The sequence below is a fragment of the uncultured Microbulbifer sp. genome (genome assembly GCF_947498635.1).
Lineage (GTDB): Bacteria > Pseudomonadota > Gammaproteobacteria > Pseudomonadales > Cellvibrionaceae > Microbulbifer > Microbulbifer echini.
Map to the genome: position 1 here is coordinate 27,857 of NZ_CANMKV010000039.1, position 14,103 is coordinate 41,959.

The window sequence follows — 14,103 nt, forward strand, 5'->3', positions numbered from 1 at the left end:
TTCAACTTCTTAATTCTTCTAAAGAAAAATCCACACCTCAAGAAAACTACTAGAGCAAGTTGATCCCTGGGGAAACACTAAGCGCAGAAAATCTGATTAATCAAATCACAGAAAATCAAAGAGTCAAACCGGTCAAAAGGCGCCTGTCATTACTACCTCTCACCCATGCTACTTTCTCTGTATCGCAACAAAGGTGACAAAAAGAATTCAATAACTCTTCTCTTTCCAGTCTTTACCTCAGCCATTACCGACATCCCTGGTGAAACCCTGACAAACCTACCATCTACAGCAAGCCCCTTTTGCTGCAGTCTTAAGCGTGCCTTATAAACCAACCCCAGCTGCTCATCTTGAATAGCATCATCAGAGAGATGCACAAGCTCCGCATCAATTACCCCATATTTGGTAAAGTTAAACGTATCAATCTTAATTTCCGCCGACTGCCCTTTATGAACAAACCCTATATCCTTATTAAGAATATATGCCTCGACTTCCATATCACTTTGCTCAGGAACGACCAGCATTAATTCTTGTGCAGGTGTTACCACACCACCGATCGTATGTATCGCTAGCTGCTGTATTGCGCCATCAATTGGGGCGGTCAAATGGTATTGCTTACTTCGCTGCTCTGCCTTAAGCTTCTCCTCGTACAAAGAGGCTTCACGAGTACGAATATCGTGCAATTGTTGTAGAGCTAACTTATATTGCTGATGTAGAAGCGCATCTTGTTGGGCTTCATTTGCAGCCATGCTTGCTTGCAACTGAAGCAAACTAGCCTGTTGGATACTGATATCCTGTTCCACTTCAATCTGGCTCTGCTTTACCTCTAAATACTCCATGCGAGCCCCAAGCTTTTTCTTCTGCATAATTTCGTAAGCGCTGACTCGCTCATTCAACACTTCTAGCAGTCGTTTATTTTTCGTAACTTCCGCCTCAGTCATTTTGTACTCAGCGGCCATACGTGCCGCCTCTCGTTGAAGAGAAGTGAGGTTTGCAGTAAATTCTGCTGCCTCCTGCTGCAATAGCACTTCATATTTTCCTTTATAGGGAGCGAGCCCTGGAAGCTGTACAGAAAGGCTGGGCAATGACTGACGCTCAGATGAAAACCAGTTCGTTAGGGCTTCCAATCGGTTGCGATGCAAAGCTGCATCCCGCCACTCCTGATTAAGCCTACGAACATCTGCGGCAGTAATGGAGGTATCCAGAGTAATTAATGGGTCACCGGCCTTCACTTTCTGCCCTTCCTTTACATGAATGGCCGCTACCGCGGCCGTTTCCAGCGGCTGGATAGTCTTTACTCTTTCACTGGGAATCACCTTGCCCTGAGCCGTGGCCACAATATCAATGCGACCAAAGCAGGCCCAAAGGATCGCGATAACAAACAGCAAGACAATGGACCACATAATTGCACGCCCCAAAGGCGGAGGGGGCGTTTGCTCCACCTCAATCGCCGCAGGACGAAAGCTATGGATTTCCTTATCACTTAAAATCGCCTCTTTATCTGAGGATGCAGGTAACCATTTCATAGGTGTCCCTCCTCCAGTTGCCCAGTTTGCGGCACCGCCTTAAGCTTGGGGGTATGGTTTTGATAGCTATGCAAACGAGCGTAATACCCCTCTTTCTCAATTAGTTCGTCATGAGATCCACTTTCAACAATATCTCCTTTTTCCACGACAATAATCCTATCCGCATGGCGAACGGTAGAAAGGCGATGGGCGATGATAAAGACCGTGCGATTCTTACATATATGCCGCATATTCTCTTGAATAATACGTTCAGACTCATAATCTAAAGCACTGGTAGCTTCATCAAAAATTAAGATCCTGGGATTGGTAATCAGCGCACGTGCAATCGCAATTCGCTGCCTTTGTCCACCAGAGAGAGAGGCACCCTGCTCCCCCACCGGGGTGTCATAGCCTTCTGGTAGCTCCACAATAAAATCGTGTGCGCCAGCCAACTTTGCGGCCTGGACGACCCTTTCCATTGATAAACTCGGGTCAACTAGAGCAATGTTTTCTTTTACAGACCGGTTGAACAGTCGGTTTTCCTGTAAAACCACACCCACCTGCCTGCGCAGCCAAGATGGCTCCATCTGTGCTAAATCAATACCATCCACAAGCACACGACCGCTCTCCGGAACATACAAACGCTGCACAAGCTTAGTGAGCGTACTTTTACCAGACCCCGAACGTCCGACAATACCGACAACCTCCCCCGCCCTTACCGCCAAAGAAAGCTGACGAAGTATTTGTGGCTGACCCGGTGCATAACGAAAAGAAATATTGTCAAATGTGACCTGACCATTAACTTTTGGTAGTGTTGTTCGATTTGGATTGTGGCCCGGCTCCGTTGGGGTATTGAGAATATCTCCTAGCCGCTCAATAGATATCCCAGCCTGCTGAAAATCCTGCCAAAGTTGAACCAACTTGAGAATAGGGCCACTTACTCGCCCAGCAATCATATTAAAAGCGATCAGCTGCCCAATGCTGAGCTCATTGCTCATCACCAGAGTGGCGCCAACCCATAGAATCAACACGGTTACAATCTTATTGATGAGCTGTGCAACTTGACCGGAGATATTCCCAAGATTGCTTGCTTTGAAAGATGCAGCAACATAGGCCGCAAGATTCTCTTCCCAGCGCTTCTGCATCTGCGGCTCTACCGCCATTGCCTTAACCGTTTCAATACTGGCTATTGACTCGGTTAAGAATGCCTGGTTTTCAGCGCCCCGCTTAAACTTTTCATCCAAGCGGTTTCGTAGAATTGGGGTAATGTAGACAGAGAGCGCCACATAAAATGGAATAGAACCCAATACTATCCATGTCAATGTGGGGCTGTAGAAATACATAACAGCAAAGAAAACGATGGTAAAAAATAGATCGATCACCAAAGTTAGTGCAGAACTCGTAATAAAATTACGAATTGTGTCCAGTTCGCGTACCCGGGCAACCGTATTACCCACCTGTCGAACCAAGAAATAGGCAATCGGCAGTCGCGTCAAGTGATGATACAACTTTGCCCCAAGTGTGACGTCTACTCGGTTAGTTGTATGAGCAAATATATAGTTACGCAAGCCATTCAGTAACACATCAAATACGGATATGACAATCAAGCCAAAGGCCAGCACATCCAGTGTTGTCACCCCCTTATGTACAAGCACCTTATCGATCATTACTTGGAAGAAAAGAGGCGTAATCAAAGCAAAAAGCTGGATAAAGAAGGAGGCAACTATTACATCTCTCAGTAAGTGCTTATACTTTAGGATTGCCGGAATAAACCAGCTAATATCAAATTTTCCTTTACTCCCCGGTAACAATGATCGTTTTGCAAGCAAAATAACACGGTCGTCCCACAAAGAGAGAAAAGCCTCTTTCTCCAACTCCTCAGGCTGGCCGCCGCGCCCAAAATGAATAAGAATTTTGCCTTCTTGAACGCCGGCTAATACAGCAAAAGTGCCATCTTTCAACGACACAATAGCAGGCAAGGCAAGACTAGAAAGCTTCTCCCATGAAGTCTTGAAGGCGTGCGCCTTAAATTTAAGATACTTTGCCGCCCGAAGAATCTCTGCTTCAGAAAAGGATGTTTCACCAGAGCAAAACTCATGGCGTAACTGATCTGCATCGGCGGGTACTTGGTGGAAACGTGCCACCAACAGGAAGGCAGACAGACCTGTGTCCACACTCCTTTTGGACTGAGAAAAACCCATCTATTACAACTACCGCTTGGTCTACAACTGCGGCGCAAACCTACACAAGAAAATTCGACCTTTCAATAAAAAAACAAATCGAGCCAAAAGATAACCCTGAATCCTCTACAGACTTCACAAACTATAAAAATCATAATAAAAATAATAGATTTTTATCTGAAAATGCGCAGCCACTCCGAAAATATCAACCCCGACATGCACAATTATTCATATTGGCACAAAAGTCATTTTATTCAGGTTGCACTTAAAAACACCCAGCGAAAAAGACGTATGTTGACGCTTACATGAAAGCTCTCTACCCACTCACCCTATTAAAAATAAATGTAACGGCGTTTTCATACTTAAAATATAAATTATCAACTTTATTACTTGAAACCAAGACTCACCCACTTAAGCCCTTTGATACATATGACTTACATATTCAAGAACTCCCTTATCCGCCTTACTTTATCATTTGTAACTCTGTACAGTATCTGTCTATCTGCAAGTACAGACTCGGCATTTCAAGCCAGCCATGCCGACAGCCACCACCGCATAGACCAGCTCTACTACCTCCAGCCCCACAACAGCTACGTGCGCCTGGAGGCCAGTGATCGCCTCACAGACTGGCTGGATAAGGGGTTTCGCTCGCTGGACCTGGATGTTGTCGACCACGGCCCCTGGCAGGGAAGCAGCTACGGGCCCTATGTCGCTCACGGTCAGAATGATATCGGTAATCATATGTGTGGGAGTAATGGCAACGAGGATCGATTGGTTCACTGCCTAGACGACATCAAATCCTGGCTCGCGAACAACGAACTTAGAGCGCCGTTGATGCTTTATATTGACATGAAGCCCAATAGCAATTGGCTGAGTGCCTGGTATGCGGATGAGATCTATCTGCTGGACCAATATATTCAGCAGGAGCTAGGAGATCTGCAATTCAGTTATCAGGAACTCATCACGCACTTACAGGCAAGCTCCCCCTCCACAGACTACCGCAACACGCTGAAAAATATCGGCTGGCCGACATTGGGTGAACTGCACTCCAAGAATAAAAAAGTATTGGTAGTATTTACTGGTGGCCAGAGTGGTAATGTCAACAATCGTATGGAGTCGGCACTGGACGGCTACAATCTTCATGCTTTCCTGTGCCCCAATATTGACACCGCCAATCCCGAGGAGTTTTCTGGAAATATTGATTCAATCGATTCTAACAGCTCCAAGCGAATAGTTTGCGGTAATGTAAAGGCGGGCGACCACCACCAAATAACCGCTAACGAAGCCGCCAGTAGCAAGCAGTTGATGCACCTGTGGAGCAGCTCTGGCGACTTTAGCAATACCGATTTTGCTTATGCTTACCTCGCGGTTGCACACGGCGCTACAGCTATAGGTATGGACCCCTCTAACGTTGCTAACACCCCAGAATATACCAATCAGGCAATTCCTTTTGTTGGTGTTCGACGCAGTTTACCCGGCTATATGCGCCTTCACCCCGCCTCGAATAGCGATCTGTGTATGACCGTATCCCAAGGCTATGGCAATGGTTCCAACCTAACCATGCGTAGCTGTGATACCAGCCACGAACAGCAGTTTGTCTATACTGCCGAAGGCCAGCTGCGGCCCAAGGCTAATAATAAATACTGTGTCGATTACAACACCGGGAGCGCTGACAACGGCGATAAAATGCATTTATGGGATTGCGATGGCGGCAACTCAGAAAAGTGGAAAATTCAGCTAGACGGCACCATTCAGAATCGCGACAAGAATTGGGGCTACTGTATGGATGCCCCAGGAAATTTAGCCAAGGAGGGAGAGCACTTGCAGGTTTACCAGTGTGACAGCAACGATGTAGGTCAAAAATTTGTATTGGAGGCCGTTTCTGACTGGGAACAAAACCGTTTTTAAAACTCTCCGTCCATAAAAAAGGGCATCTGTGAAGATGCCCTTTTAGGGTGCTTCCCTACCACCTATCTGCAGCGCCTCAACAACCACCCGCGGAAGCCCCAAATACCTCACACTGTAAAAAGAGCTCACCCTCACTCTGGGCAAGCGACATTGGCACCGATCAACAGATACTATTGCGCGCCGATAGTACGGTAGCGCACTGGGACCTGATGGTACTAATGAATCACCTAGCGGAGGAGGTGGAGGAAACTCCTAAATCTATTGAGCAACCGAAACTCGCCCTGCAAGGGGATACAACCGACGATGCCAATGATGATACAGTGGTAAAGCACAGCTTCTCTAGCTACCAAGGTAACCGAAGCGGAGCTCGTCGTTGGGCATGGCTGTTCCAGTCGAGTTTTTATACGTTAACAAACCGCACAGTACTCTCGAGCCCCCCGTATTTCCACTAGCGACACCTCCTGCTGATACCTTGAAGCAACTGACCAAACGAACACATATACATGCTGCAAATATAGCGATGTCGTAATGAGCCAAACTTTGAGCTCCTTAATGAAAGAATCCACTAAAGACAGCACATTGCCCTACACGCCGCCATTGGCAAAGGGCTGGATGCACTAGCTACGGGGTGCCGCCGCTTGCTTTTACCATTTTCCATATCAGTAGCCTCTATTTGCTCAGTTTCACCATCAGCGGTATCAGCTGCGGCGCTTATGGGATCTGACCCCCTACGGAACCCAAGGAATAGAGACACTCGTAATTTTTAACGCTATAGTCCCCCAAAATGAATTTCTCTGGGGGCAGAATGTACAACGCTGTACTTTTCATTCACTTGCTTGGTGCAACAGTTTGGACCGGCGGGCACCTAATACTGGCTTGCACAATATTACCCAATGTTTTTCGGGATAAGGACATCGCATTTCTTTCCCGATTTGAGAGCCACTACGAAAAAATAGGCATCCCCGCTCTGATCATTCAGATTCTATCTGGGCTCTATCTCGCTTACACCCTACTGCCAGACTTGTCCCAGTGGTTTGATTTCTCCCACCCAGTTTCTCGCCTGGTCGCCTTCAAACTTATTTTGCTCGCTTGCACTTTCCTACTGGCCATAGATGCAAGACTTCGAATCATCCCAAACCTCTCTAAGAATAACCTTAAGTCGCTTGCCTACCATATTATTCCGGTTACGGTGTTATCAGTTCTTTTTGTTTATGTGGGCATCTCATTTAGAACTGGCTGGCTTTTTTAAGAAATCACGACAAACAACCTATCTGAGAAATTCAAACAATGATTAGACCCGCTGAGCAAAAGGATGCAAACGCGATAGCTACGATATACAACCATTTTATTTTAAACACTTCTGCCACCTTCGAAGAGCAAGAGGTCAGCGAAGATGAAATAATCAACCGCATAAAATTTATTCGGAATTCCAATCTGCCATGGCTAGTGAAACAAATACATGGAGAAGTCATTGGCTATGCATACGCTTCAAAATGGAGGGAGAGAAGTGCCTATCGATTTTCAGTGGAATCAACGGTTTATATTGCGAACAATATGAAATCGAAAGGCTTGGGTACAGAACTATATTCAGCGCTATTTACCCAACTGAAAGAAAGGAATATCCACAATATAATTGGTGGAATCACACTACCCAACCCTGCAAGTGTCGCTCTCCATGAGAAGTTGGGTATGAAGAAGGTTGCGCATTTTGAAAAGGTTGGATTTAAATTTGGCCAATGGCTCGACGTGGGCTACTGGCAGGCCCAGCTAGATTCTTGAACCCACCAACTTGAAACAAGTAAATAGGCAGCCTTTTTAAGCCCACTTGACCCCGCAGGGCAATTTAAAACTACTATATTCCAAATGAATAACACGACGACGCCCCGGCAAACAAGCTTTATTCGAGGAGTGAAGAATATAAGGGCACATAACCAATACATCTCCTGCTCTTGCCTCACACGATACTGCGCCTCCTTTAGCTACAAACTGCCTAACCGCCTCAGCGCCCATCACTCCCTCTCGTTGACTATAGGGCAGCACCCATAGGCAACCATTGTCAATACCGGTATCATCAAGATGCACCCTTAGAGTGATCATTTCCTTTAATACATGCAAAGGAGGCTGCACATGGTGAACCCCATCCTTCAAACTCCAGGGTCCCCACGCAGAGCCATCAAATGGCGAGGAAACAGCTACCGTCTTATCCTGATGCCAGGTAACAAACCAGTTATTCTCCTCATTTTTTTCAAATAGAATGGCTCTCACCAATTGGGCAGGCTTCGATAAGTATGCATGTACCAAGCCAAAAATTGGGCCCGACTTTGCTAATAAAGCGATGGACGAAAATTTCTTTTCTGCGTTACGTATACCACCTCTTCGACTAGCAAGTGTTAAATCTACTAAATTAGTCTGCAGAGCCACTAATTGATTGTCAGACATAACATTACGGATCATGGCATAGCCACACTCAAGCTCACTCACTTTAAATAACCTCACACAACCCACTGAGAAGAACTTGGCCATCAGGCTTCTCTGCTTGTTGGGCGCTTTGGAAAAATTCAAACTCATTTACCTCCATATTCTGCATAGTGCCACCGGATCACGCCCTCCGCTTAACAGAGAGAGAGGCGCAAGCGCTACCGGCATTCCTTTAGCTATAGGGCAAATAGGCTTAAATTACGTAAAAATCTCCCAAAAAAGAAAAAAGTGCCATGGTTCACATTTTTAGCGTGCAATGCGTGCTAAATTTGCTCCATTCAAGTCGAGGTCAGCTTGATTGATAGTCAGATGTTTATACGCTGGCAAGCGCGCTGTAAAGTAGTAAATCCCAACTCATATGATATGTGTCCGATAGGGCCCCTATACTCATCAGCAGACAATTTAGCAGTATGTCCTCCATATTTAAAAGTGAATATTTACTTACAGCTATCACGCTGTAGTAAGTTTCTCGGATGCCGCGTTATTGCAATTATCATTGAGGTTACTCAGCGCCTGGAATTTGATTACAGGCCCCTATCCTCGCCCGCAAATTGCAAGGGGCTATTCATCCCGCGGCACTGCAAGACAGTGTATATAAAGGGCCCAGTTAGAAAAATGGCTTGCGCAATTGTGCTCAATTTTTTTCAGAAGACCCATGCCAGCCATTGCACTAAGAAGGCTAGTGACCTGGCTATCGATGATTTTTAACTTAAAAGATGATCTTACGTACCAGCATACCTTCAACGATGGGCATGGGTGCAACAGACTCAAGAGCTGACTTTTTCCACAACGAAGAGATTTATTTCAATGAGCACTGACAAAAGCAATGACTCCACACCATTTCTAGCAGGCATGAGTGCTGGTGAACAGCAATCATCTCTCTCGAATTCAGGCGCAAAATCAGTGCTGGGGCAGGGGATCAATTTTCGCGGTGAGCTGATTGGCACCGAAGATCTTCACGTAGAGGGCACAGTCGACGGCACCGTTATTATGGTTGGTCACAACCTTTCTGTGGGTACCGGTGGTGCAGTAACCGCTAATATTCATGCGAAAAATATTGTTGTAGAAGGCACTCTGGATGGCGATGCACTTGCCGACGAGCTGATCGAAATTCGCAATACTGCACAAGTGAATGGAAATCTTATTGCACCGAGAATCAAGCTGGATGACGGTGGTAAGTTCCGCGGCTCGATGGACATGGTAGATACCGACTCCGAGATGAAGGAGCGCCATAAAGAGTTCTCCGATCGCCTGGTACACCCTGACCTGCCAGCGACAGAGGACAAGCCCGCAAACCGTGCGCAGAATAACGCTCCCTACGTCTCTAGCAGCACTTCTGCAACTGATTCATCGCGCCTATCTGACACCAGCGATTACTTATTCGGCTCCAAGGAGACCGAAGAGGAAGCTGAGGAAAGCTGAGCTAATAACTTCAGATAATCCTCAATTTAGGCCCCGGCTTTTGCCGGGGTTTTATTTGGTGTGGAAAATATGTTGCAGCATCACTCGTTTGGCACTGCCGCCCTGGTGGATGAGGTCATTCAACCTGGCAGTAAAGTTTTGGATCTGGGGTGCCTGTCATTTGGCACCACACAAACCTTCTTAGAGTTATCCTGCCAGACCTTTATTGAAGATTTACGCAGCCTCCTATTGGAGATTTATGCCGCCGATACACAAAGCAGAGCTGTACAGTTATCAGGACATCTCACAAAAAAGCCACAACGAGTAAAGATCGACATTGTACTCTGCTGGGATCTATTTAATTTTATGGAGCCCGAGCTTATCGCTCGGCTGATCGAGGAAATCCGCCCACACTTAAAACCGGGAACCATTTTCCTCACAATGTTGTATACCGGCACAATGCCCAAAGCTCCAGCAGACTTTAAGCGTTTAACAGGCTTTACATTTAATACTGAACCCCTGGATCTGCAGAAACCCTTACCCACTTATCGCTACTCATCACTGAAGCTGATGAAAACCATGGGGAATTTTTCCCTGCGCTCTTCCCTTTTACATAGGAAAGGCATGCGTAAAGATCTTATCGAGCTGATGTTTGAGTATGGCAATGCAAAATCTCAAAATACGGTGAGAGCGGGAGGCTCCTCCGGAGCAATCTCTGCCTTTAGGAAAACTCGCTTAACAGAGCTTCTCTTTCCCGCTCTCGATACGGCCCTCGCACAAGTTGCACGCTCCCCCGTGAGCAAGATTTTTGATATTGGTCAGAAAGCTGGCCGGAATATACAACAACTCCAACGTTCGGTTGGGGAGCTATTCATCTCCGATCTTTACTCTGCCATTCTCTGGCAGTGCAGCCGCAAAGTGCCGTTTGACGGCGCGGTGCAAGCCGCTTTACGGCAAGCTACGCTGCCCGACAATTTAGACTGTATATTGCTTTGGGATCTACTGAATTTCTTTTCCGCTGAAGAAATACAATCAATCACCAACGCACTATATAACTATCTCAGCGATGGCGGCGTAATGCATTTTCTGCTATTTAAGCAAGAACAACTGCCAATCAATTGTGGTGTATTCGAGATTCAGCCATCGGGACATGTTGGCACCTACATTCATCCATACGGCAATAAGCAAGCAAAATTCCGCACCGTTACCGACGTGGTGAAGTCCCTGCCGCAAATGAAAGTGCTTAACCAGAGCACAGGGCGGATACCTAGCGGGCCCTTTTATCACGAAATAACCATGCAAAAAGTTGTAAAGGATTAATAATGACTCAGTTCTTCTACCACTGGTTGACTAAGTTATCTCCAGAGCAGGTGACCGACACCTTTCTTATCGTTATGCTTGCCCTTGGCGCTGCTGCGTTGATCCTCTATCCCCTAGGTAAGTTTTCACGCTTTGTAAAAGAAACCCCGTCACTCCTCACCGGCCTGGGCATACTCGGCACCTTTATTGGCATTATCCTTGGCATCTACGGTTTTGATCTCGCCAATATTGACACCTCTATCTCTGAGCTTATGCAGGGTTTGGAGACGGCCTTTATGACCAGCATTCTGGGCTTATTCCTCTCTTTGATACTGCGTACTATTTTTCAAGTATTTAGTAAAGAGCTGCCAACCAAAGCGACAGCCGATGATATTTTGCTGGCAATTAATGCTCAACGACAAGATTTATCAAAATTTCAGCACAGCGTGAGTGAGGAAGTACTGCAGTCCCTGAATTCTGTGGTAGAAAAATTTAACCAAGGCCTGAATACTCAGATGGGCGCAAGCCTGCAACAGTTTACTCAACAACTGGAAGCCGTATCCCCTGCCCTACAAGCCTTAATAGATCAGCATGAGCAACATGCGGAACTAGCCACAATCTACCGTGAACAAACCACCTCACTACTAATCGAGATTAATAATGCCCAGGAAAATCTCCTGCAACTACACCAACGCATTACCGAGCTACCCGAAATTTTTAACGTTATTCCTTCACTGGTAGAACAACAGCGCACACACTCAGAGCAGATATCCGTTATGCTCAATGAGCAGCAGGCATCGATTGAGGTGCTGCAAAAGTCGATCCCGGATATAGCACCAAAATTCGAATCCCTCACCCTGGGCATGGATAGAGCCAACCAGCAGCTGGGCACTCAAGTTCAACATCTGATTTCTCTGAGTGAAACCCAGGCCAAGATCTTTGAGCAAAGAACGAATAAAGTGGTGGCTCTTGCCGATGTTCTAACTAATATCGACCCCAATCAATTCTCCAATGTCATTCAAGAGACCGCCAACAGCCACCGCGACTCTATGGTTGAGCTCGCACAACTAATCGCCAAAACCCATCAGCAGATGATCACAGAGCTATCACAGGTGATCACCCGTGATCTGACGAATGCGGACGTAAGCATCAAACGACAGTACGAACTGCTGGACCAGCGCCTGCACAATGAGGTGGAGAGTGTTATGGCCGCGATGGGTGATGCTCTGGGTACTTTAAGCGGCGAATTCTCACGAGATTTCCGCCAGCTGATTCAGCAAATGAAGCGGATTGACACTCAAGTGAAGCAGGCTACCGGAGAGGAGCATGTTTGATCGCGCTCACTCCAACAGCGAATCCAATGAGAGCCAGTGGATCAGCCTATCCGATATGATGGCCGGCCTGATGATGGTGTTTCTCTGTATCGCCGTGTTTGTGATGCGCTCTTTGATTGATGAGCGCGCCAAAATTCGAGAGCTTGCCGAATCTTACCGAGATACCCAACTGGCCATTTACCAGACTCTACAGCAGGAGTTCGCCCACGACCTGGAGCGCTGGGGAGCCTCTCTGGATAAGCAAACCCTTGCTATCTCATTCAATAACAGTGATGCATTATTCAGCACAGGTAATTTTACCCTGAGCGATAATGCGCGCACGATTATGTCTTCCTTTGTACCCCGCTACATTACCGCACTCACGCCTTATATGGATTCCATTGCCGCAATCCAGATTGAGGGGCACACCAGCTCCGAATGGGGAGATCAAACTGCTCCAGAAGGAGGTTATTTTCACAACCTGCGTCTTTCACAGCAGCGTTCACGGGCAGTAATGCAATATGCGCACTCCCTACTTCCACCGACACAAGCTGTGCTCGTTCGAGCTAAGGTCGCCGCCGTTGGCTACTCTTCCGCCCGCCCCGTAGTGGATGCCAACGGTATAGAAGATCCGGATCGCTCACGTCGGGTCGCTTTCAGGGTAGTACGGGATTCGGAAAGCCATATCCTACAAATTCTTGAGGAGGCGTTGTGAAGCTTACCAACTTCCAACAGATTCCAAAGCGCAGCCCCCAAGTACCACAATCTATACTTAAGGCTGTGCCGGCATGTTCACACCCGCCGCACACCAGTGTGAACAAGTCACCCATTCGCAGACCTAAAAAACCGTTATCATCTATCGACAAACCAAACCGAAACAGCCTGGCCGTGGCTATTCAATCGGGTATCCAACTGGATTCTTCAGACCTCGACAAGCTCGCCTGCGGCTGGCGCTATCGGTGTATTCCAGTCTTTGTGTTTGGACTGGAGCAATCTTCGTCAGCACAAGAAGGCTCTTTCGGGCAAATTCATATCTCACCAAAATGCCCAGTGGCAAGTAATTACCAGGGCACACTTTGGGCCAGTAGCGACTACAGCGCCGCGGGCAAAGCCTTTCCGCAGGACCCGCTAAAGCCTTGCCCTCATTGCCTACGCCACCTGTATAGCTTAAATATTGCCGAGTTAGTGCGCAAAGACCGCTTTGGAAATCTTACGGATATTGATTGGCTAAACTATGCAAGATATTTTTCCAGCTCTATTTTTGACCAGTACCCACTATTCTGGAAAAACGGCGAACGCCCCCAGAAAGTACGCGCTCTATTCACCACTGACACGGCTGAATATGCCTGCGCCATTTGCCAGTGCCATGTAAAAGCTAGCGATTGGGCATTGAACCCAGAGCTCGCAGAGCGCAGTGGAATCCCCAGAGAAATTTGCCTGCTCTGTGCCGAACGACGTGCGCGCGCAGTCATAATGGCACCACCACAAGCGGCCCTGCGCGCGGCAACACTGCGCTACGAATCTCTCACCAAACAATTAGGCAGCGAACCACAAGCATCCTGGGCAATCGCCGAGCAAGTAGTTCCGGCAGCTTGGCTGCCATTGGTACAGAAGCTAAAAACCCTAATGGGACCACCCAAGGTCTTCCAGTTAATCTCCCCAAAGGTACTCGCGGTTTTATGCTGGCCCAGTATGGGGCGGGCGATCATTGCCGATAACGCTAAAGAGGCAACAATCCCCCAAAACTATTCGATATGGCGTAAAGCTCAAATTGAGCAGGAGTTGGGCCTAAGGAACCCCTGAATTGCGCCGTAACATCCCAGCGGAATAAAGACTGCAGATGTTAGGTGCAGCCCACTGTAATAGCCTTAAGGCCTTTACAATCGTACAACTCAACAGAGGCGGGCTTTAGACTCGCCCGCCGAACTTTAAGAGTTACCACGGCATCCTAGATTGCCAACATAAGTGACACACGTTTACCCACCAAAAATTCCAGTGGGCTCAAGTAATTTAACACCTTCC

The 14,103-nt window shown here is 47.2% G+C and carries 12 protein-coding genes; 9 read left to right on the plus strand and 3 right to left on the minus strand.

Annotation, left to right across the window (positions count from 1 at the left end):
• Positions 1-152 precede the first annotated feature (152 nt).
• Positions 153-1,523 carry an HlyD family type I secretion periplasmic adaptor subunit gene (locus tag Q1A69_RS16510; protein WP_299587820.1) on the minus strand — a complete coding sequence of 457 codons (1,371 nt, stop codon included), beginning with the start codon at positions 1,521-1,523 and terminating at the stop codon, positions 153-155.
• On the minus strand, positions 1,520-3,703 hold the full coding sequence (locus Q1A69_RS16515) for a type I secretion system permease/ATPase (protein ID WP_299587821.1): 2,184 nt from the start codon (positions 3,701-3,703) through the stop codon (positions 1,520-1,522). Before Q1A69_RS16515 ends, Q1A69_RS16510 begins: the two co-directional genes overlap by 4 nt.
• Before the next feature lie 408 nt (positions 3,704-4,111).
• Between Q1A69_RS16515 and Q1A69_RS16520 the strand changes: the two genes are divergently transcribed.
• The 4 genes from Q1A69_RS16520 to Q1A69_RS16535 all read left to right on the plus strand — a co-directional run bounded on the left by Q1A69_RS16520 (position 4,112) and on the right by Q1A69_RS16535 (position 7,369).
• Positions 4,112-5,590: a ricin-type beta-trefoil lectin domain protein gene (locus tag Q1A69_RS16520; protein ID WP_299587823.1), complete on the plus strand. Its 1,479-nt coding sequence runs from the start codon at positions 4,112-4,114 to the stop codon at positions 5,588-5,590.
• A 173-nt stretch (positions 5,591-5,763) separates the two neighbouring features.
• Positions 5,764-6,042, plus strand: a complete 279-nt coding sequence (locus tag Q1A69_RS16525) for a hypothetical protein (RefSeq protein ID WP_299587825.1) — start codon at positions 5,764-5,766, stop codon at positions 6,040-6,042.
• Positions 6,043-6,395: 353 nt separating this feature from the next.
• Positions 6,396-6,839, plus strand: coding sequence for a CopD family protein (locus tag Q1A69_RS16530; protein WP_299587828.1), 444 nt, complete (start codon positions 6,396-6,398; stop codon positions 6,837-6,839).
• A gap of 38 nt (positions 6,840-6,877) precedes the next feature.
• Positions 6,878-7,369, plus strand: a complete 492-nt coding sequence (locus tag Q1A69_RS16535; protein WP_299587830.1) for an arsinothricin resistance N-acetyltransferase ArsN1 family B — start codon at positions 6,878-6,880, stop codon at positions 7,367-7,369.
• A gap of 36 nt (positions 7,370-7,405) precedes the next feature.
• Here Q1A69_RS16535 and Q1A69_RS16540 read toward each other — a convergent pair whose 3' ends face one another.
• Positions 7,406-8,158 (minus strand): phytanoyl-CoA dioxygenase family protein, encoded by a 753-nt coding sequence (locus tag Q1A69_RS16540; protein WP_299587833.1) that lies wholly within the window; start codon positions 8,156-8,158, stop codon positions 7,406-7,408.
• Between the two features lie 717 nt (positions 8,159-8,875).
• Here Q1A69_RS16540 and Q1A69_RS16545 point away from each other — a divergent pair.
• From Q1A69_RS16545 to Q1A69_RS16565, 5 genes are all read left to right on the plus strand, one after another.
• Complete coding sequence (locus tag Q1A69_RS16545; RefSeq protein ID WP_299587835.1) at positions 8,876-9,490, plus strand: polymer-forming cytoskeletal protein; 615 nt, start codon at positions 8,876-8,878, stop codon at positions 9,488-9,490.
• A 69-nt stretch (positions 9,491-9,559) separates the two neighbouring features.
• Positions 9,560-10,789 carry a class I SAM-dependent methyltransferase gene (locus tag Q1A69_RS16550; protein WP_299587837.1) on the plus strand — a complete coding sequence of 410 codons (1,230 nt, stop codon included), beginning with the start codon at positions 9,560-9,562 and terminating at the stop codon, positions 10,787-10,789.
• 2 nt (positions 10,790-10,791) lie between these two features.
• Positions 10,792-12,102, plus strand: a complete 1,311-nt coding sequence (locus Q1A69_RS16555) for a MotA/TolQ/ExbB proton channel family protein (protein ID WP_299587840.1) — start codon at positions 10,792-10,794, stop codon at positions 12,100-12,102.
• Positions 12,095-12,796: an OmpA family protein gene (locus tag Q1A69_RS16560; protein ID WP_299587842.1), complete on the plus strand. Its 702-nt coding sequence runs from the start codon at positions 12,095-12,097 to the stop codon at positions 12,794-12,796. The genes Q1A69_RS16555 and Q1A69_RS16560 overlap by 8 nt, the downstream gene beginning before the upstream one ends.
• The gene (locus Q1A69_RS16565; RefSeq protein WP_299587844.1) at positions 12,793-13,884 is read left to right on the plus strand and encodes a hypothetical protein; all 1,092 of its coding nucleotides are present in this window, start codon (positions 12,793-12,795) and stop codon (positions 13,882-13,884) included. The genes Q1A69_RS16560 and Q1A69_RS16565 overlap by 4 nt, the downstream gene beginning before the upstream one ends.
• The last annotated feature ends 219 nt before the right edge of the window (positions 13,885-14,103 follow it).

Bases quoted from the DNA above. Each gene is read 5' to 3' on its own strand.
- Q1A69_RS16510 (WP_299587820.1), bottom strand. From the start codon at position 1,523: ATGAAATGGTTACCTGCATCCTCAGATAAAGAGGCGATTTTAAGTGAT.
- Q1A69_RS16515 (WP_299587821.1), bottom strand. From the start codon at position 3,703: ATGGGTTTTTCTCAGTCCAAAAGGAGTGTGGACACAGGTCTGTCTGCC.
- Q1A69_RS16520 (WP_299587823.1), top strand. From the start codon at position 4,112: ATGACTTACATATTCAAGAACTCCCTTATCCGCCTTACTTTATCATTT.
- Q1A69_RS16530 (WP_299587828.1), top strand. From the start codon at position 6,396: ATGTACAACGCTGTACTTTTCATTCACTTGCTTGGTGCAACAGTTTGG.
- Q1A69_RS16535 (WP_299587830.1), top strand. From the start codon at position 6,878: ATGATTAGACCCGCTGAGCAAAAGGATGCAAACGCGATAGCTACGATA.
- Q1A69_RS16540 (WP_299587833.1), bottom strand. From the start codon at position 8,158: ATGAGTTTGAATTTTTCCAAAGCGCCCAACAAGCAGAGAAGCCTGATG.
- Q1A69_RS16545 (WP_299587835.1), top strand. From the start codon at position 8,876: ATGAGCACTGACAAAAGCAATGACTCCACACCATTTCTAGCAGGCATG.
- Q1A69_RS16550 (WP_299587837.1), top strand. From the start codon at position 9,560: ATGTTGCAGCATCACTCGTTTGGCACTGCCGCCCTGGTGGATGAGGTC.
- Q1A69_RS16555 (WP_299587840.1), top strand. From the start codon at position 10,792: ATGACTCAGTTCTTCTACCACTGGTTGACTAAGTTATCTCCAGAGCAG.
- Q1A69_RS16560 (WP_299587842.1), top strand. From the start codon at position 12,095: ATGTTTGATCGCGCTCACTCCAACAGCGAATCCAATGAGAGCCAGTGG.